Source organism: Planomonospora alba (genome assembly GCF_039534085.1).
Classification (GTDB): domain Bacteria; phylum Actinomycetota; class Actinomycetes; order Streptosporangiales; family Streptosporangiaceae; genus Planomonospora_B; species Planomonospora_B alba.
Genome location: NZ_BAAAUT010000040.1, coordinates 24,231 through 42,167 on the forward strand (window position 1 = coordinate 24,231; position 17,937 = coordinate 42,167).

At 76.0% G+C, this 17,937-nt stretch carries 14 protein-coding genes; 3 read left to right on the forward strand and 11 right to left on the reverse strand.

Features of this window, described 5'->3' with window-relative positions; genetic code table 11:
• Nucleotides 1–481: 481 nt before the first annotated feature.
• The 6 genes from ABD823_RS23105 to ABD823_RS23130 all read right to left on the reverse strand — a co-directional run bounded on the left by ABD823_RS23105 (nt 482) and on the right by ABD823_RS23130 (nt 6,991).
• Nucleotides 482–1,675 (reverse strand): lipid-transfer protein, encoded by a 1,194-nt coding sequence (locus tag ABD823_RS23105; protein WP_344862903.1) that lies wholly within the window; start codon nt 1,673–1,675, stop codon nt 482–484.
• Entirely contained in the window at nt 1,672–2,301 is a 630-nt protein-coding gene (locus ABD823_RS23110; protein ID WP_344862904.1) for a MaoC family dehydratase, read from the reverse strand. The genes ABD823_RS23105 and ABD823_RS23110 overlap by 4 nt, the downstream gene beginning before the upstream one ends.
• Entirely contained in the window at nt 2,298–3,494 is a 1,197-nt protein-coding gene (locus ABD823_RS23115; protein ID WP_344862906.1) for an acyl-CoA dehydrogenase family protein, read from the reverse strand. The genes ABD823_RS23110 and ABD823_RS23115 overlap by 4 nt, the downstream gene beginning before the upstream one ends.
• The gene (locus tag ABD823_RS23120; protein WP_344862908.1) at nt 3,494–4,603 is read right to left on the reverse strand and encodes a bifunctional MaoC family dehydratase N-terminal/OB-fold nucleic acid binding domain-containing protein; all 1,110 of its coding nucleotides are present in this window, start codon (nt 4,601–4,603) and stop codon (nt 3,494–3,496) included. Before ABD823_RS23120 ends, ABD823_RS23115 begins: the two co-directional genes overlap by 1 nt.
• A gap of 31 nt (nt 4,604–4,634) precedes the next feature.
• The gene (locus ABD823_RS23125; protein WP_344862910.1) at nt 4,635–5,801 is read right to left on the reverse strand and encodes an acyl-CoA dehydrogenase family protein; all 1,167 of its coding nucleotides are present in this window, start codon (nt 5,799–5,801) and stop codon (nt 4,635–4,637) included.
• A gap of 254 nt (nt 5,802–6,055) precedes the next feature.
• Nucleotides 6,056–6,991 carry an SDR family NAD(P)-dependent oxidoreductase gene (locus ABD823_RS23130; protein WP_344862912.1) on the reverse strand — a complete coding sequence of 312 codons (936 nt, stop codon included), beginning with the start codon at nt 6,989–6,991 and terminating at the stop codon, nt 6,056–6,058.
• A 64-nt stretch (nt 6,992–7,055) separates the two neighbouring features.
• Between ABD823_RS23130 and casG the strand changes: the two genes are divergently transcribed.
• Nucleotides 7,056–8,786 (forward strand): steroid-24-oyl-CoA synthetase, encoded by a 1,731-nt coding sequence (casG, locus tag ABD823_RS23135; RefSeq protein ID WP_344862914.1) that lies wholly within the window; start codon nt 7,056–7,058, stop codon nt 8,784–8,786.
• On the opposite strand, the gene ABD823_RS23140 is transcribed toward casG, so the two are convergent.
• A complete protein-coding gene (locus ABD823_RS23140) occupies nt 8,776–9,777 on the reverse strand; it encodes a GlxA family transcriptional regulator (RefSeq protein ID WP_344862916.1) in 1,002 nt (333 codons plus the stop codon). The two genes, casG and ABD823_RS23140, sit on opposite strands and share 11 nt — an antisense overlap.
• A gap of 72 nt (nt 9,778–9,849) precedes the next feature.
• On the opposite strand from ABD823_RS23140, the gene ABD823_RS23145 reads away from it, so the two are divergent.
• Nucleotides 9,850–11,136 carry an APC family permease gene (locus ABD823_RS23145; RefSeq protein WP_344862918.1) on the forward strand — a complete coding sequence of 429 codons (1,287 nt, stop codon included), beginning with the start codon at nt 9,850–9,852 and terminating at the stop codon, nt 11,134–11,136.
• Here ABD823_RS23145 and ABD823_RS23150 read toward each other — a convergent pair.
• The 4 genes from ABD823_RS23150 to ABD823_RS23165 form a co-directional block, all read right to left on the reverse strand.
• Nucleotides 11,120–12,280: a steroid 3-ketoacyl-CoA thiolase gene (locus tag ABD823_RS23150; protein WP_344862920.1), complete on the reverse strand. Its 1,161-nt coding sequence runs from the start codon at nt 12,278–12,280 to the stop codon at nt 11,120–11,122. The genes ABD823_RS23145 and ABD823_RS23150 overlap by 17 nt on opposite strands.
• A gap of 327 nt (nt 12,281–12,607) precedes the next feature.
• The gene (abc-f, locus tag ABD823_RS23155; RefSeq protein ID WP_344862922.1) at nt 12,608–14,266 is read right to left on the reverse strand and encodes a ribosomal protection-like ABC-F family protein; all 1,659 of its coding nucleotides are present in this window, start codon (nt 14,264–14,266) and stop codon (nt 12,608–12,610) included.
• Between the two features lie 450 nt (nt 14,267–14,716).
• A complete protein-coding gene (locus ABD823_RS23160) occupies nt 14,717–15,586 on the reverse strand; it encodes a GNAT family N-acetyltransferase (protein ID WP_344862924.1) in 870 nt (289 codons plus the stop codon).
• Between the two features lie 144 nt (nt 15,587–15,730).
• On the reverse strand, nt 15,731–16,573 hold the full coding sequence (locus ABD823_RS23165) for a LysR family transcriptional regulator (protein ID WP_344862926.1): 843 nt from the start codon (nt 16,571–16,573) through the stop codon (nt 15,731–15,733).
• A 72-nt stretch (nt 16,574–16,645) separates the two neighbouring features.
• Here ABD823_RS23165 and ABD823_RS23170 point away from each other — a divergent pair, with 72 nt between their 5' ends.
• A complete protein-coding gene (locus ABD823_RS23170) occupies nt 16,646–17,905 on the forward strand; it encodes an MFS transporter (RefSeq protein WP_344862928.1) in 1,260 nt (419 codons plus the stop codon).
• Nucleotides 17,906–17,937 lie beyond the last annotated feature (32 nt).

The following is a 17,937-nucleotide window of genomic DNA, read 5'->3' on the forward strand; positions in this document are numbered from 1 at the left end:
CCGGTCCTCCCCCTCCAGACAGCGTGAAGTCCCAACAGGATCCGGACGGCATCGTCCGGCGCGATGTGACCGGCCGCGTACTCACCGCCTTCGACCACCTGCTCACCCTCCCAGTCCGGGACGTCCGCGGGATCCTCCCCACTGATGCTCAGCGAGCAGGTGTCCCAGCGGCACCGGTAGTGGAAGCGCTCACCGGACGGGAGAAGACCCTCCAACACGACCGGCGAGACGGTCCCGGCCGGCTCCGCCTCCCAGCCCTGGACGTGGAGACCGGCAAGCGGTGGTTGCCGGGCGGCATCCGCTCGTGGCGCGTCCGCCGCGGGAGGCGGCCCACCGTCGAAGGAGGCGGCCGGGTCGTCCATAACGCAGGTCCTTCCGGGGAAGGTGCTGGCCGGGTGGGCGCGGCGCGGCGACCGCGTGGTCGCGAGCCGGTAGGGCAGGCGCTCCCGTGACGGGACCCGGCCGTGCCGATCCGCCGCGCTCACCCCTCCGGACCCAGGATGAGGCCGCTGGTCGGCACGCCCGTGCCCGCGGTGACGATGACATGGCCGACCTCGGCGGGCTGGTTGACCGAGGTGCCGCGGACCAGCCGCACGGCCTCGGCGATGCCGTTCATGCCGTGCAGGTACGCCTCGCCCAGCTGGCCCCCGTGGGTGTTGCAGGGCAGCCGGCCGCCGACCTCCAGGTGCCCGTCGGCGATGAAGTGCCGGGCCTCTCCGCGGGCGCAGAAGCCCAGCTCCTCCAGTTGCGGGAGCACCAGCGGGGTGAAGTGGTCATAGATGACCGCCGCGCCGATGTCGTCCGGGCGCAGGCCGCTCTGCGCGTACAGCTGCTCGCCGACCAGGCCCATCTCCGGGATGCCGGTGATCACCGGCCGGTAGTAGCTGGTCATCATGTGCTGGTCGGCACCCGAGCCCTGCGCCGCCGCGCGGATGACCGCGGGCGGACGCGGCAGGTCGCGCGCCCGCTCCGCGGAGACGACGACCAGCGCCTGACCGCCGTCGCTCTCCTGGCAGCAGTCCAGCAGGTGCAGCGGCTCGGCGATCCAGCGCGACGCCTGGTGGTCGGCCAGGGTGATCGGCCGGCCGTGGAACCAGGCGGCCGGGTTGACCGCGGCGTGCCTGCGGGCGACCACGGCGACCCGGCCGAAGTCCTCGCTGGTCGCGCCGTACTCGTGCATGTAGCGGCGGGCGAACATCGCGACCCACTGCGCGGGGGTGAGCAGGCCGAACGGGGTCGTCCACGCGTAGGCCGCGCTCTCGGCGCCGGCGTCCATCGGCCGGTCCGCCTGGCCGAGGCCGTACCGCACGCCGGAGCGCTCGTTGAAGGCGCGGTAGCAGACGACGACGTCGGCGACGCCGGTGGCGACCGCCATGGCGGCCTGCTGGACCGTGCCGCAGGCGGCCCCGCCGCCGTAGCCGACGCGGGAGAAGAACCTCAGCTCGCCGATGCCGGTGCTGCGGGCGACGTGGATCTCGGAGTTGGTGTCGGCGGTGAACGTCACCAGCCCGTCGACGTCGGACGGCTCCAGCCCGGCGTCGGCGATCGCGGCGAGCACCGCCTCGCAGGCCAGCCGGAGCTCGCTGCGCCCGGAGTCCTTGGAGAACTCCGTGGCGCCGATGCCGGCGATCGCGGCGGCGCCGGACAGGCCGCCGGAGCGGGTGCGGGCGCTCATGCGGCGCCTCCGTCCGGGAAGCGGCCGCTCCGCGCGTCCCGGCCGCCCTCCGGAGGCCCTCCGCCCAAAGGCGGACCCCCGTCCGGGAGACCCCCGTCCGGAAGGCCTCCGGCCGGAGGCGGACCGCCGTCCGCGATCCCGGCCGCGACGAGGCCGCCGGGACCGGAGGACGGGCCGCCGACGGGCAGCCGTACCTCGACGGTTCCGGTCACGTGGGTGCCGACGCCGTTGACGCCGCGCACGGAGATCTCCACCCTGCGGTCCTCGTCCCGTTTGGCGGTGACGGTCCCGCTCAGCACCATGGTGTCTCCCGGGTGGTTGGGCGCGCCGAGCCGGATCCGGATGGCCTTCACCACGGCGGCGGGTCCCGCCCACGCGGTGACGTACCGGTCGACCAGCCCGTTGGTGGTCAGGATGTTCATGAAGACGTCCTTCGAACCCCGGGCCACCGCCGCCTCGGGATCGTGGTGCACGTCCTGGTAGTCGCGGGAGGCGAGCGCGGTCGCGACGATCATGGTGCGGGTCACCGGGACGGCCAGCTCGCCGAGCGTGTCGCCCACCGCGACCTCGTCGTAGGTCTTCGAGGCCGGTACGGTTCCGGCGGCCCCGGAGGCGGGCGGGGTCACGGTGCCGCCGCCCTGTCCGCCAGCACGTCGCCGAGGCGGGCGAGAGCGGCGCTCGCCCCGCCCAGGGTCCCGGCGATCTGCCGGCCCCACAGGAAGTGGCGGTGCACCGGGTAGTCGACGTCGACGCCGATCCCGCCGTGCACGTGCTGGACGCGGTGGACGACGTTCAGCCCGGCCTCGGCCGCCCACCACCGGGCGACCAGCGCGGCGGCCTCGGCGTCACGGGCGGCCCGTGCGCCGTCCGGTGCGCCGTCCCGCGTGTCCCGACCGGCCGGGCCGCCCGGGACGCCCGGGCCGCCCGGGGCGTCGTCGAGGGCGCAGACGGCCCGCCAGAGGCAGACCCTCATGGCGTCGATCTCGATGTAGCAGTCGGCGAGCTGGTGCTGGACCGCCTGGAACGCGCCGAGCGGGCGTCCGAACTGCCTGCGCACGGTCAGGTGGCCGACGGCCAGCCGGAGCGCGCCCTGGCAGACGCCGAGCTGGAGGGCGGCCAGGGCGGCGGACGCCCGGCCGAGGACCAGGTCGAGCACTCCGGCGCCCTGCTCCCCGACCGCCTGCGCGGGCGCGCCCGCCAGGGTGAGGTGGCCGCCGAGGTCGCGGCTGGTGGTCTCCGCCCGCTCCCAGGAGACGCCCTCGCCGCCGGCCGCGACCAGGAACAGCCCGGAGCCGGCCGCCGTGCGCGCGGAGACGAGCACGCGGGCCGCCCCGGCCGGCGAGGGCACGGCCGCCTTCACCCCGTTCAGCCGCCAGCCGCCGGGGGCGCCGCCGTCCGGCCGGGCCTCGCACCGCGGGTCACGCGGGTCGTGCGGGCCGAACTCCTCCAGCGCCAGGGTGAGCCGCGCCGCCCCGTCCGCGAACGCCGGGAGCAGGTCGCGGCGCTGCCCCGCCGTGCCGTACCCGGCGATCGCGAGCGCCGCGACGGCCGCCGACCAGACCGGTACGGGGGCCACCCGGCGGCCCTGCTCCTCCAGCAGGACGCAGAGGGCGGCCAGTCCGAGCCCGGCGCCGCCGTCCCGCTCGGGGAGCGCGGCACCGAGCAGGCCGGCCTTGGCCAGCTCCGTCCAGAGCTCCTCGTCGACGCGGCCCGGGGAGCCCTCGACGGCGCGGACCCGCTCGGTGGAGGCCCGGTCGGCGAAGACCTCCGCCGCCAGGCCGCGGACCTCCTCGAGCTCCTCGCCAAGGGTGAAGTCCATCAGCGCCCCTCCTGCTCGGCCGGCCGGAACACCGGGAGCGACAGGTCGGGGTCGGGGTCCGCCCAGTCGAGGACGACGGGCATGCCGATCCCGGCCTCCTCGGGGGCGACGCCGACCAGGTTCGTGACGAGCCGGGTGCCCTCCGCCAGTTCGACGACCGCGACGACCAGCGGGTAGTCGAAGGCCGGGTGGCGGGGGTGGTGGTTGACGACGTAGCTGTAGACGTGCCCGCGGCCGGACGCCTCGACGGTGTCCCAGTCGAAGGACCCGCACTCCGCGCAGCAGGGGCCGGGCGGGTGGCGGAGCGTCTTGCACGAGGAGCAGCGCTGGATCAGCAGGCGGTGCTCGCGGGCCGCCTCGAACCAGAACGCGTTGTCCCGGTTGAGCGCGGGCCGGGGCCGCGGCGCCGGGGGCTGCTCCGGCCGCCCCTCCTGCCCGGCCCGCCCGCCCCGCTCCGGCTGCCCGGCCTGTCCCTCCGCCCGCTCCCCGGTGCGGTCCCCGGCCCGTTCCCCCGCCCGCTCCCCGGGCCGGTTCTTCGGCCGGAAGCGCAGGGTGCGCCAGCGCTGCGTGGCCACCACCTCGCCGTCCGCGTCGCGGTAGGTCCGCAGCGTGGTGATGAACCGGCCGGCGCCCAGGGCGGTGGACTTCTCCGCCGAGACCGACTCGACGACCTCCTCCGCGCCGATGCGGTCGCCGGGGACGAGCTCGCGGTGGAACTCGAACTCCGAGTCGGTCGCCACCACCGAGGTGTAGCCGCCCTCGTCCAGCAGGGCGAGCAGCTCGCCGTAGGCGCCGCCCGGCCCGCCCGGCGCCCGTGTCGCGGCGTAGCCGCGCATGGTCCACGCCTGCGTCATCGAGGCGGGGGCGACGATACCGGGCCTGCCGGTGGCGCGGGCCGCCTCCTCGTCGAGGTAGACCGGGTTGGCGTCCTCCATCGCCTCGACCCAGTGCCGGATCATCGGCCGGTTGACCGGGTCCGGGGCGGGCCGTGACGGCACCAGCACCCGGCCGGTGAACGCCTGCAGCCGCGCCTCGTAGTCGTCCGCACCGCCGCCCATCCCGCCGCCGCCCGTACGGCCCCGCACTCCGGGCTCCGTCTCCTCGCTCATGCGCTCTCCTCGCGCCCGTCGGTCCGCCCGCTCACCCGCCCCGTCCCGCCCGGGGAAGGCTCAGCCCCTGGGTGGCGACCATGTCGCGCAGGACCTCGTTGACGCCGCCGCCGAAGGTGTTCACGATGCCCTGCCGGGACAGCTGCTCGATCTGCCCGGCCAGCGCGGCTCCGGGCGACTCCGGGCGGATCCGGCCGGCCGCGCCGAGGATCCCGCTCAGGGTCCGCTGCACGTGGATGTGGGTCTCGGTGCCGTAGACCTTGGCCGCGCCCGCGTCCGCCCCGGACAGGACGCCGCGCTCGGCCGCGCCGGCCATCTTCCAGTTCAGCAGGCGCATCGCCTCCAGCCGGGCGTGGGCGCGAGCCAGGTCCTGCCGGACCCACGGCACGTCGAGCGCGCCGTTCTCCCCCGCCCAGGCGACGACGTCCTCCCAGAGCCGGATCATCCGGCCGCCGAGCGCGGCCAGGCCGATCCGCTCGTGGTTGAGCTGGGTGGTGATCAGTTTCCAGCCGCCGTCGACCTCGCCGACGACGGCGCTCGCGGGCACCCGTACGCCGCTGTAGTAGGTGGCGGTCACCACCATGCCGCCCACCGTGCGGATCGGGCTCCAGGAGAACCCCGGGGCGTCGGTGGGCACGATCAGGATCGAGATGCCCTCGTGCCTGGGGGCGCCGGGGTTCGTACGGCAGGCGAGCCAGATGTGGTCGGCGGTGTTCGCGCCGCTGGTGAAGACCTTGCCGCCGTCGATGACGAGCTCGTCGCCGTCGCGGACCGCGCGGGTCGTCAGCGACGCCAGGTCGGTGCCGGCGTCGGGCTCGGTGTAGCCGACGGCGAAGACGACGTCGCCGGAGAGGATGCCGGGCAGGTAGCGCCTGCGCTGCTCCTCGGTGCCGTGGCGCATCAGGGTGGGGCCGACCGTGTTGACGGTGACGAACGGGAACGGCAGCCCGGCCCGCTGCACCTCGTCGAAGAACACGTACTGGTCCTCGGCCGAGCGGCCCTGCCCGCCGTACTCGGCGGGCCAGCCGATGCCGAGCCAGCCGTCGGCGCCGAGCCGGCGGACCACCTCGCGGAAGCGCTCGCCGCCCACGCCCTCCTCGCCGGCGCGGCGGCGCTCCTCTTCGGGCAGCAGGCTCGCGAAGTAGCTCCGCAGCTCGGTGCGGAGCCGTCGTTGCGCGGCGGTCTCGCGCAGATCCATGTCGCCTGCTTCTCCTTCTCGGGGTCTCGTGCCGCGGAGGGCTGCCGCGGGGGCTCCGGGGGCGGCCGCGGGCGGGAGGCGGTCGCCCGACACGCCGGCGTCAACCGGCGGATGCCGACGTTAACCGGCGGGGCCCTCCCCCGCCCCGGCCGGTCCCGCTGACCGGGAAGGCCGGGTCCCGGCCGGGGGAGCGCGTCGCGGAGGCCGCGGAGAGCGACGCCGGAGCGCGGCGGGGACCCCGGGCGGGTGCGGACTCATCCGAAACGGGCCTGGCCGCCGTCGAGCGGCACGGTCGCGCCGGTGAGATAGCGCATGTCCGGGCCGACGAGCACGGCCACGGCCCGCCCGATGTCCCGCTCGCAGTCGCCGATGTAGCCGAGCGGGATGGTCCTGCGGAACTCCTCCGCCTCGGCGGGGTTGTGCTCCGTCCACCATTTCAGCCCGGGTGACAGGGCGTGCGGGGCGATGCAGTTGACGCGGATGCCGTCGGCGCCCCACTCGGCGGCGGCCGTCCGGGTCAGCGAGCCGATCGCCTGCTTGGCCGCGGCGTAGGCGCCGTAGGTGCTGGTGTCCCAGCGGACCATCGCCGAGGTGACGAGGTTGACGATGCTGCCGCCGCCGCGCCGCTTCAGGTGCGGATGGCAGGCCTTCATGAAGGCGAACGCGGCGAACGGGCCGCTGCGGAAGCCCAGCTGGAAGTCGGCGTCGCTCATCGACAGCAGCGGCCCGAACGCGCCCGAGTAGGCGTTGTTGACGAGGATGTCGATCCCGCCGAGGCGCGCCGCGACCTCCTCCACGACGTCCGGCACCGAACCGGTGTCGCTCACATCGCACCGGAGGGGTTCGGCCCGCGCCCCGCGCTCGCGGATCAGGGCGCAGGTCTTCTCCAGCTTGGCCTCGGTCCGGCCGAGCACCGCGACGGACACCCCCTCCGAGGCGAGGGCGAGCGCGATGCCCCGGCCCACCCCCTGCCCCGCGCCGGTCACGATCGCGGTCTTCCCGTCCAGGCTCCCCACGTCCGCCTCCCCTTCCGCACCGGCGGCCTCCGGCCGGTCCCCGGCCATGGTGGTGCGGCGCGCGCGCCGCCGCGAACCGGCGGTCCCGCTGAGCGGGAACGCCCGTCCGGCCGGGGTGCCGGAGCCCGTCCCGGTCAGCGGGACCGCCGGTGCCGCGCCGTCGCCGGCGTTCACAATGGGCGGCCGGGCGCACGCGCCGGGCGGCGCTTCCGCGAGGCGGCGGGACGAGAGGGAGACGATGTCCACACCGACGGACCCGAGGGCTGCGGCGGCAGCGGTCATGGCGGGACTGACCGGTCCCGGCGGCGAGTTCGAGCTGGTCGAGGAGGAGGTGCTCGGCTCGCGGATGCGGGTCTTCGCCCACCGGGCCCGGAACCTCGGCGAGGTGCTCGCCCGGTCGGTCCGGTTCGGCGAGCGCGACTACATCGTGACGGCGGACGAGCGGCTGAGCTTCGCCGGGCACGCGGCGCGGGCCGCGTCGCTGGCGCGGGCGCTGCGCGAGGAGTACGGCGTGCGCCCCGGCGACCGCGTCGCGGTCGCCGCCGCCAACTCGCCCGCCTGGATCGTCGCGTTCTGGGCGACGGTCTCCCTGGGCGCCGTCTGCGTCGGCTACAACGCCTGGTGGTCGCGGCGCGAGGTCGCGTACGCGCTGGGCCACACCGCGCCGGAGGTCGTCGTCGCCGACGCCGCGCGGGCCGCGGTGGTCTCCGCCGCCCTGTCCGGGAGCGGGGCCGGGGACGCCCCCGCCCTGCTGACCGTCGAGGAGGACGTGCCGCGCCTGGCCGCGCTCTTCGCGGGAGAGGACCCGCCGGAGTGCGGTGCCGCCGAGGACGACCCGGCGGTCGTCCTCTACACCAGCGGGACGTCCGGCCGGCCGAAGGGTGCGGTGCACTCGCACCGGAACCTCACCTCGGTCATCGAGTACCACCGGATGAACGACGCGGTGGCCCGGGCGTTCGGCGACCCGAGGAGGCCGGAGGACAAGCGCTACCTGCTGGCGCTCCCGCTGTTCCACATCGCGGGCCTGCACAACCTCGCCGTGCCGCGCCTGGCGACCGGCAGCGCGGTCGTCATGCACCGGGGCGCCTTCGACGTGGACGGGGTGCTGCGGCTGATCGAGAAGGAGCGGGTCACCAACTGGGGAGCGGTGCCCACCATGGCGCACCGGCTGATCGAGCACGGCGACCTGTCGGCGTACGACCTGTCGTCGCTGACCGCGTTCGCGCTGGCCTCCGCGCCGTCCTCGCCGGCGTTCAAGGAGCGGCTGCGGGCGGCGCTCCCGGCCGCGGAGCACTCCCTGGCCGACAGCTACGGGCTGACCGAGTCCTCGACCGCGATCACGGTCGCCTCGCCGCTCGACCTGGCGGAGGACCCCGGGACGCTGGGCCGTCCCATCGCGACCGTGCAGCTGGAGATCCGCGGACCGGACGGCGGGGCGCTACCCGAGGGCGAGGAGGGCGAGGTCTGCGTGCGCAGCCCGTTCAACATGCTCGGCTACTGGAACGACCCCGAGGCCACCCGGAACGCGCTGCGCGAGGACCGGTGGCTGCACACCGGCGACATCGGCACGGTGGAGCGGGGCCGGCTCCGCCTCACCGCCCGGCGCTCCGACCTGATCATCCGCGGCGGGGAGAACGTCTACCCGGCCGAGATCGAGAGCGTCCTGGCCGAGCACCCCGGCGTGCGCGAGTGCGCCGTCATCGGGGTGCCCCATGCGGATCTGGGCCAGGAGGTCATGGCGGTGGTGGTGACCCGCGGCGGGCGGCCGGTGGCCGAGCGGGAGCTGCGGGAGTACGCGGAGGGCGAGCTGGCCTACTACAAGGTCCCGAGCAGGTGGCGGATCACCACCGAACCCCTCCCCCGCAACGCGACCGGCAAGGTGGTCCGCCGCGAGGTGGAGCGCACCGCCGGGGTCGCCGGGGGCACGGGGAGCTCCGGGGACACCGCGGCCGCGTCCGTCACGCGCTGAGGCCCCCGGCGGCGCGCTCGGCGGCGGCCGCGGCGGCGCGGTGGCGGAAGACGTGCCGGTACGCCTGCGGGGAGACGCCTGCGATCCTCCCGAAGTGGTGGCGGAGGTTGGCCGCGGTGCCGAACCCGGTGCGCCGCGCCACCGCCTCGACCGGCTCGTCGGTGGTCTCCAGCAGCTCCTGCGCCAGCCGTACCCGCTGCTGGAGCAGCCACTGCAGCGGGGTGATCCCGAGCGCGTCGCGGAAGCGGCGGGTGAGGGTGCGCTCGCTCAGGCAGGCGACCCGGGCGAGGTCGGCGACGGTCACCGGCTCGTCCAGGTGGTCGCGGGCCCAGCCGAGCACCGGAGCGAGCCCGTCGTCGTGCCCGGGCTGGACCAGCAGCCGCGCGTACTGCGGCTGCCCGCCCTCGCGGTGCGGCGGCACCACCATGCGGCGGGCGACCTCCGCGGCGGCCGCGGCGCCGTGGTCGTGGCGGACCAGGTGGAGGCAGACGTCGATGGCCGCGCCGGTCCCGGCCGAGGTGAGGATGTCACCGTCGTCGGTGTAGAGCGCGTCCGGGTCGAGGCGGACGGAGGGGAAGCGGCGGGCGAAGTCACCGGCGTTCATCCAGTGCGTCGTGGCCCGCCGCCCGTCCAGCAGGCCGGCCGCGGCGAGCACGTAGACGCCGCTGCAGATGGAGACGATCCGCCGGCCCCGCGCGTGCGCCGCGCGCACCGCCTCCAGCAGGGGCCGCGGCGGGTCGAGCTGCACGGCGCGCGAGCAGGCCGCCACGACGACCGTGTCCGCCTCCGGCAGGGCGTCCAGCCCGTGGTCGGTGGACAGGCGCATCCCGGCGGTGGTGCGGAGCGGGCCCGGCTCCGCCGCGCACAGCCGCAGCTCGTACCACGGGTCGGCGATGTCACTCCGGTCCACGCCGAAGACCTCGCACGGCACGGCCAGCTCGAAGACGGGGGTGGCGTCGGTCACCGCGACCGCGACGACGTGTCCGCTCATGGCAGGAATTTAGCGCATCCCGACGTTTTTCCTGCTCGTGGCCGGTGACGGGAGGCGGAAGGCTTGCCGTCCATGACCCACACGATCGCGCCGGCCCCGGCGGGCCGGCTCACCGCCGCGCAGGGCACCGCCATGTACGTCGGAGCGGTGCTCGGCACCGGCGTCATCGCCCTGCCGGCCCTGGCCGCCGAGAAAGCCGGTCCGGCGTCGCTGCTGGCCTGGCTGGCCCTCGTCGTCCTGTCCGCTCCGCTGGCCGCGGTGTTCGCCGCGCTCGGCGCCCGCCACCCCGACGCCGGGGGCGTGTCCACCTACGCCCGCCTGGCCTTCGGGGAGCGGGCCGCCGCCGTGGTCGGCTGGTGCTTCTACCTGGCGGTCCCGCCGGGCGCGACCGCCGCGGCGCTGTTCTGCGGCGCCTACGTGTCGGCGGCGGCCGGCGGCGGGACCGCCGTCACGGTCGGCACGGCCGTGGCACTGATGGCCGCCGTCGCCGCGGCCAACGCCGCGGGCCTGCGGGTGACCGGGCGCCTGCAGCTGGCCATGGCGGGGCTGCTCGTCACGCTGCTGCTCATCGCGGTCGCGCTCTCGCTGCCGCAGGCGCGCCTGGAGAACCTCCAGCCGTTCGCCCCGCACGGCTGGACGGCGGTCGGGCCGGCGGCGGCGCTGCTGGTGTGGAGCTTCGCGGGCTGGGAGGCGATCACCCATCTGGCCGCGGAGTTCCGCCGCCCGGAGCGGGACCTGCCCCGGGCGGCGATGGCCGCGGTCGCGGTGGTGGGCGTGCTCTACCTGTCGGTGGCGTTCGCCACCGTCGCGGTCCTCGGCCCGGGCGCGGCGGACACGCAGGCGCCGCTGGGCGAGCTGATGGCCGCGGGCCTGGGCGGGAACGCCCGGATACCGGCCGCCGCCGCGGCGCTGCTGCTGACGTTCGGCACGATGAACGCCTACTACGCCAGCGCCGCCAAGCTCGGCGCGGCCCTCGGCCGGGACGGGGCGCTGCCCCGGTGGCTCGCGCGCGGCAGCGTGGCCGGCGAGGTGCCGCGCCGCAGCCTGGGCGCGGTCGCGGCGCTGTCGTTCCTGGCGATGGGCGCGGTCGCGGTGAGCGGGACCGGGCCGGAGCCGCTGGTGCTGCTGACCACGGGGTCGTTCGTGGCGGTGTACGCGGTCGGCACGGCGGCGGCGCTCCGGCTGCTGCCCCGGGGCCGGATGCGCCTGGCGGCGCTGGTCTCGCTGGCCGCCGTCGTGGTGCTGCTGGTGATGTCGGGGGTCTACCTGCTCTGGCCGCTGCTGGTGACCGGGGCGGCCCTGCTGTACCTGCGGCTGCGCGCCCGGCGGGGCCGTACCGCCCTCAGATCCGCTCGATGACCGTGGCGGTGGAGTGGGCGCCGCCCGCGCACATGGTGACCAGGGCGGTCGAGCGGTCCGAGCGCTCCAGCTCGTGCACGGCCTGGGTGATCAGCCGGGCGCCGGTGGAGCCGACCGCGTGGCCGAGGGCGATCGCGCCGCCGTTGACGTTCACCCGGTCCATGTCCGCCTCGTGCACCTGCGCCCAGGAGAGCACCACGGAGGCGAACGCCTCGTTGATCTCCACCAGGTCGATGTCGGACAGCGCCATCCCGGCCGTGCGGAGCACGTGCTCGGTGGCCTGCACCGGCCCGTCCAGGTGGTAGTAGGGGTCGGCGCCGACCATGCAGGAGGCGACGATGCGGGCCCGGGGCCGCAGGCCGAGGTCGCGGGCCCTGGTCTCGCTCATCAGGAGCACGCCCGCCGCGCCGTCGCTGATCTGCGAGGAGTTCCCGGCGGTGTGGACACCCCCGGGGACGACGGGCTCGAGTCTCGCCAGCGCCTCGGCGCTGGTCTCGCGCAGGCCCTGGTCCCGGTCGACGAGGACGGTCTCACCGGTCGGCCCCTCCTCGCCGATGACGGGCGCCTCCACCTCGATGATCTGGCCGGTGAAGCGGCCCTCCGCCCACGCCGCCGCGGCGCGGCGCTGCGAGGTCAGGCCGAGGGCGTCGGCGTCGGCGCGGGTGACGCCGCGCAGCTCCGCGATGCGCTCGGCGGCGGTGAACTGGTCGGGCATGTCCAGCGACCAGCTCTCCGGGAAGGGGCTGCCGGTTCCGGGGGTGACCGCCTGCCCGAGGAAGACCCGGCTCATCGACTCGACGCCGCAGCCGATGCCGGCCTCGATCGCGCCCGAGGCGATGAGCCCGGCGACCAGGTGGACCGCCTGCTGGGAGGAGCCGCAGGCGCAGTCGATCGTCGTGCACGCCGTGCCGTACGGCAGGCCGGCGTGCAGCCACGCCTGGCGGGTGACGTTGTTGGACTGCTCGCCCGCCTGGGTGACGCAGCCGCCCACGACCTGGCCGATCCCGGCCGGGTCCACCCCGGTGCGCTCCAGCAGGCCCCGGTGGACGAGGCCGAGGAGTTCGGCGGGGTGCAGCCCGGAGAGCGCTCCCCTGCGTCGGCCGACCGGCGTGCGGGCGGCGTCGACGATGACGGCTCCGGCCATGGCTTCTCCTCGCTTCCGTTGTCCCGGCGGGGCCGTGGGCCGCCGCCCCGCCGGTCGCCGCGGCGGGCTCCTCCCCCGGCGGCCGGCGCGGCGCGCTCCGAGACGGCCGCGGCCGCCGTCCCGGGCGGGGCCGCCGGGTCCGATGTCATGGCGGGAGGCTAGAGCCGATTCCCGCCCGTACCGGCTCCAGTCCCACTGAGTGGTCCGCCCGCGCCCCGGCCGCATCCCCCGTATCCCCCGCGTCCCCTCCGCGGCCGGGGCGTGGGCGGGCACGGATCCGGGACGGGCGGGCGGCCGGCGGGTGAGGGCGGCGCTCCGGCGACGCGGTCACGCGGCCGCGTGCGGCGCCGCCCTGCCCGCCTCGAGCTCCAGGTGCGAGCCGGTGAAGGCGGACCGCATGCGCCGGTCGTGGGTGACGATGACGAGCGCGCCCTCGTAAGCGGTCAGAGCGGCCTGCACGTCGTCCATCAGGGCGGGGGACAGGTGGTTGGTGGGTTCGTCCAGGAGCAGCAGATCGACCGGTTCGCTCACCACGCGGGCGAGTTCGAGCCTGCGGCGCAGGCCGGGAGACAGGGCCTTGACCGGCGAGGCGAGCTGGGCGGCGCGGAACAGTCCCAGCGCGAGCAGCGCGTCGGCGTGTTCGGCCGGATCTCCCGGCCGTCCCGCCGCGAACGCCTCCAGGACCGTGCCCGCGCCGTACGCCGTGCCGTCGTGCTGACGCAGATGGCCCACGCGGGGCGCCCTGCGGACCGTACCGGTGTCGGGGGCGAGTTCACCGGCCAGGACGTGCAGGAGCGTGGTCTTGCCCGCCCCGTTGGGACCGGTGACCAGCAGCCGTGCTCCCGGTCGGATGCTCAGCGATTCGACGTGCAGCCGCGCGCCGACGCGCACGTCGGTCAGCTCCACGACAGGGCCGCCGGTGCCCGTGCCGAGGCCGGTACCGGTGACGCGGGCGGTGAACCGCAGGGGCCGCGGAGGCGGCGGGACCGGGTCCAACCGGAGCCGCCGCAGCCGTTCACGGGCGCCGCGGACCCTGCTCATCGCCCCGTGCGCCCGTGATCTGGCGCGGAACGCGCCCGCCCCGCTGAAGGCGGCCGGCGCCTTGCGCGGGATGGCGGCCAGCCGCTTCGCGTGGGAGTCGGCCAGCTCTTCCTGGCGGGCCACCTCGGCGCACCACTCCTGGTGCTCCCGCGCCCAGCGCGCCCTGGCCGCCGCCTTGGCCGCCAGGAATCCGGCGTAGCCGTCGCCGTAGCGGTGCGCGGTGCGCAGGTCGCCGTCCACCTCCACGATGGTGGAGGTGACCCGTTCCAGGAAGAGCCGGTCGTGAGTGACCGCGACCAGGGTCCCCCGGTGGTTTCCCAGGTGGTCCTCCAGCCAGGCGACGGCCTGGTCGTCGAGGTCGTTGGTGGGCTCGTCCAGGAGCAGCACCTCGGGAGCCGCGGCCAGGGTCGCGGCCAGCGCGAGCCGGGACCTCTGCCCGCCCGACAAGGTGCCCAGCGGGCGGTCGCGGTCCAGCCCGGGCAGGCCGAGGGCGTCCAGCATGATCTCGACCCGGGTGTCGGCCCGGTATCCCTCCCGGGCCTCGAACACGGCGACCAGGTCGCCGTAGGCGGCCAGTTCGGCGGGCGTGGCCCCGCCCAGGCCGAGCTCAGCCCGGCGTATGCGGCGCTCCAGGTCCCGCAGGTCGGCCAGTGCGAGATCGACCGCGTCGCCGACGAGGGCGGTCGCGGGCAGGTCCAGGGTCTGGGCCAGATAGCCGACGCCGCCGGGCGCCGCGACGGTGACGGAGCCGTTGCCGGGCCGGCTCCGCCCGGCGAGCAGGCGCAGCAGGGTGGACTTCCCCGAGCCGTTGTCGCCGATCACCCCGACCTTCTCACCGGGCTTGACGGCGAGGGAGACGTCGTTCAGCACGACCGTGTCGCCGTACCTCTTGGTGACGCCGGACAGGACGAGACGGGTGTCGGATGAGGGATGACCGGTGCGCATGTGGGCGCCCTCCTGATGTCGGGACGGGGACGGGTGGACGGGTCGCCGCCGGGTCCGGCGGTGCGGCGGTTCCGGCGCCGCTCCGCCGGCTGGCCGGCGGTTCCGGGGGCGGGCACGGCGTGCTCGGCGGCGCGGCGAGGGCGAACGCACGGCCCAGGCCGCGGCCGGTGCCCGTGATGGACCGGGCGCGGGAAGAGGCGGTGTCCGGGGTGCGCGTATGCGGTGCTCCGATCGGTGGCGTGTTCTCTTTCGAGACGGTCCGTTTCGTCTCGATGGATGACGGTACCGATCCCCCACTCTCAAGTCAAGACGGATCGTCTCGTCTTGTCCTATCGGTCCTCCGGCAGGGCGCCGCGGCGTCCGCCGCCCCCCGCCACGGCCCGCATCCCCGGCGGGCCGTCCACGCCGTGTCCTCCGCACCGGTGCGGGGCCGGCCCCGCACCGGTGGCCTCAGGAAACGTCCCGGTACAGATCCCGTCTCTCGGGCAGCCGCTCAAGGCCGGCCGACCGGTAGGCGGCGACGGCGCCGGCGTTGGCGCTCTGGCAGCACACGACCACGCTGGACGAACCGAGCTCCCGGAGTGTGCGCGCCGCGGCGACCGTGATCGCCCTGCCGTAGCCGCGGCCGCGGTGCGCCCGGTGCACCCCCATCGGCTCGATCAGCCCCGGCCTGCCCTCGCCCGCCGACCACACCGCCACGACCGCCACCGCCTCGCCCCGCTCGTCGCGGGCGAGCAGGCACCGCGCGCCGGCATACGGCGCACCCGCCGCCATCGCGTGCCAGCGCTCGCCGCCGAACGTCGACCCGTCGAACGACGCCCGCAGGACCGCGGCCCACTCGTGCGCCCGCTCCGGCCCGACCGCCTCGACGCGGACACCGGGGTCCGGCACGGGAGCGCCGAGGTCGCGCAGGAGCGGTGTCCACGACTCGCCGCTCTCCCAGCCGCCCTGGGACAGCAGGTCCCGGACCAGCGCGCCCGTCGGCGCCTCGACGTACGCCCTGCCCTCGGGCAGCACACCGCGCCCGGGCGCCGCCGCGTCCTCGGCCACCTGCCGCGCCAGTTCCCCGTCCCGCAGCGCCTGCGGCGCGAACGCCAGCCGCAGCAGATCCGCACCGTCCAGCAGCCCGACCGCCAGGACCTCCCCGGCCCGGCTCCAGATCCGCGTGGCCTCCGCCGTCCGTTCCGCGCCGAACCGCCAGAACCACCCCACGTCGCCCGGATGCACCTGCACGGGTCCCGCGTCGTGCTGCCACCGCCCCAGCAGCCGCACCACGTCGCCGAGCCCGTCGGCCTCCGGCCTGCCCATCTCGATCGTCATCCCCCGATCACACCCCGCCCCGCCGGTCCTCCGCATCCGGATTTCTCCCGGGCGGCCGGTGACCGGGCCTTCCCCGTCCGCCGGGCGAGGCGCTGAGCGGACGGCACGCCCGGCGGCGCGACCCGGGGCGTCGCCGCGTGCGGCTCAGATCATCCGCCGCAGGGCGGTCTCCACGGCGTCGACGAGCGCGTCGCCCTCGGTACCGGGGCGGCGGGCCAGGCCGAGCTCGACGTCCGGCAGAGCGGGCAACGCGGCCGCGTCGTGGCAGGCCATGGCCGGTTCGAGGTTGGCGGGCAGGAGCGCGGCGACCCCGAGGCCGGCCCGGAGCGCGGCGAGCACGCCGGCCAGGCTGTTGCTTTCGAACGCCACCCGCCAGCGGCGCCCGGTGCCTTCCAGTGCTTCCAGCACCGACGTCCGCCAGGCGCACGTGTTCGAGAACAGCACCACCGGCAGCGGATCGGCGTCGACGGCGACGCCCTGCCCGACCGCCCAGGCCAGCGGCAGACGCACCGTCCACCGCGGCGGCCAGGGGAGATCCGGGACCTCGTCGAGCACGAGCTGGACACGGCCGGTGTCGTAGGCCTCCCGCATCGCCCCGCTGGAGAGGCTGAGCACCTCCAGCGTCGCGTCCGGATGCAGCCGCGCGAGGTCGGCCAGTGCCTGCGGCAGGCGGGAGACGGCGAGGTCTTCGAGGAGTCCCACGCCGCAGTGCCCGGTGAGCGCACGCCCCGTCTCGGCGAGCGCCTGTGCCGACAGCGCGAGGATGCGCTCGGCGTAGGGCAGCAGTTCCTCGCCCGCCCGGGTCGGCGAGACCCCGGACGGCGCCCGGTGCAGCAGCGGGCTGCCTACGGCCCGCTCCAGCTTGCGCAGCTGCTGGCTGAGCGCGGGCTGGGTGTGGCCGAGCGTCGCCGCCGCACGGCTGATGCTGCCCGCTCGCACGGCGGTGACGAACGACCGCAGGAGTGCGATGTCGAGATCACGGGCCATAAGAATTAATTATGCCCGGCCCAACGGATTAACGGCTACCTATGGCATGACGCACGATCTAGCGTCAGGCCGGTGAGCGGATTCCGACAGGTGCTCGCGGTGCCGGGGATGGCACCGCTGCTGGGCGTCTCACTGCTGGCCCGTGCCGCGATCACGGCGGACGTGATGGCGCTGACGATGTACGTCGTGCTCGCCCTCGGCATGAGCTACGCGGCGGCGGGCGCCGTGGCGGCGGCGCTCACCGCCGGTGTCGCGCTGGGCGGGCCGCTGCTGGGCCGGATGATCGACCGGCGGGGCCTGCGTAGCGTGCTGCCGGCCGCGGTCGCGGCGCAGTTCGTGTTCTGGCTGGCCGTGCCCGCGCTGCCGTACGCGGTCGTGCTGGGCGCCTCCTTCGCCGCCGGCCTGCTGATGGTGCCGGTCCAGTCGGTCACCCGGCAGGCGATCGCCGCGATGACGGCACCGGGGCAGCGGCGGGCGGCGTTCGCGCTGGAGTCGGTGACGGGCGAGCTGTCGTACATGGTGGGTCCCGCGGTGGTGATCCTGTGCGCGGCGAAGGCGTCCCCCGGCGCGGTGGTGTGGGGCGTGGGCGCCGCGATCGTCGTCGGCGGAGCGGGCATCGCCCTGCTCGACCCGCCGCTGCGGACCGGGGACGAGACGGGCGGCGACGCGGCGGACCGGCCCCGGCGCCGGGAGTGGCTGGGGGCGCGCATGGTCGCCGTCCTGACGATGGGGTTCGGCACCACGGTGCTGCTCAGCGGCGTCGACCTGGCCATCGTCGCCACTCTCGAACAAGCCGGGCAGGTCTCGTGGGCGGCCGTGGTCGTCGCCGTGTTCGGGATGACGTCCGTCGTGGGCGGCCTGGTGTACGGAGCGCTGCCCCGGCGGATGCCCACCTGGCTGCTGCTCGGCCTGCTCGGGCTGGCGACGGTCCCGGCCGGGCTCGCCCGTGACTGGCCGTGGCTGTGCGCGGCCGTCGCCGGTGCCGGGCTGCTCACCGCCCCGACCCTGTCCGCGGTCTCCGACGCGGTGAGCCGGCTGGCACCGGCCGGTGTGCGGGGTGAGGCGACCGGCCTGCAGTCCTCGGCCCTGAACGCGGGGTTCGCGCTCGGTTCCCCGGTTGTGGGAGCCGCGATCGACGCGTCCGCGCCGGCGGGCGGCTTCGCGGCGGCCGGCCTGGCCGGCCTGCTCGCCGCGCTGACGGGATGCCTGCTCTCGCGCCGCCCACCCGCCCCGCGCACTCCTGGACCGTCTGCGGCGCCCGCGCCACCGTCACCGGGGTCATCGCCGCGGAACGGACCCGGAAAGGCCCGCCCCGGCGGGTGTAGCATCTGACACGCGAAGCCGATCTGAGGGGTGCCTGTCAT

Coding starts and splice junctions, on each gene's coding strand:
- ABD823_RS23160 (WP_344862924.1), bottom strand. CDS start 15,586: ATGACGATCGAGATGGGCAGGCCGGAGGCCGACGGGCTCGGCGACGTG.
- ABD823_RS23115 (WP_344862906.1), bottom strand. CDS start 3,494: ATGGACTTCACCCTTGGCGAGGAGCTCGAGGAGGTCCGCGGCCTGGCG.
- ABD823_RS23125 (WP_344862910.1), bottom strand. CDS start 5,801: ATGGATCTGCGCGAGACCGCCGCGCAACGACGGCTCCGCACCGAGCTG.
- ABD823_RS23120 (WP_344862908.1), bottom strand. CDS start 4,603: ATGAGCGAGGAGACGGAGCCCGGAGTGCGGGGCCGTACGGGCGGCGGC.
- ABD823_RS23140 (WP_344862916.1), bottom strand. CDS start 9,777: ATGAGCGGACACGTCGTCGCGGTCGCGGTGACCGACGCCACCCCCGTC.
- ABD823_RS23165 (WP_344862926.1), bottom strand. CDS start 16,573: ATGGCCCGTGATCTCGACATCGCACTCCTGCGGTCGTTCGTCACCGCC.
- abc-f (WP_344862922.1), bottom strand. CDS start 14,266: ATGCGCACCGGTCATCCCTCATCCGACACCCGTCTCGTCCTGTCCGGC.
- ABD823_RS23105 (WP_344862903.1), bottom strand. CDS start 1,675: ATGAGCGCCCGCACCCGCTCCGGCGGCCTGTCCGGCGCCGCCGCGATC.
- ABD823_RS23145 (WP_344862918.1), top strand. CDS start 9,850: ATGACCCACACGATCGCGCCGGCCCCGGCGGGCCGGCTCACCGCCGCG.
- casG (WP_344862914.1), top strand. CDS start 7,056: ATGTCCACACCGACGGACCCGAGGGCTGCGGCGGCAGCGGTCATGGCG.
- ABD823_RS23150 (WP_344862920.1), bottom strand. CDS start 12,280: ATGGCCGGAGCCGTCATCGTCGACGCCGCCCGCACGCCGGTCGGCCGA.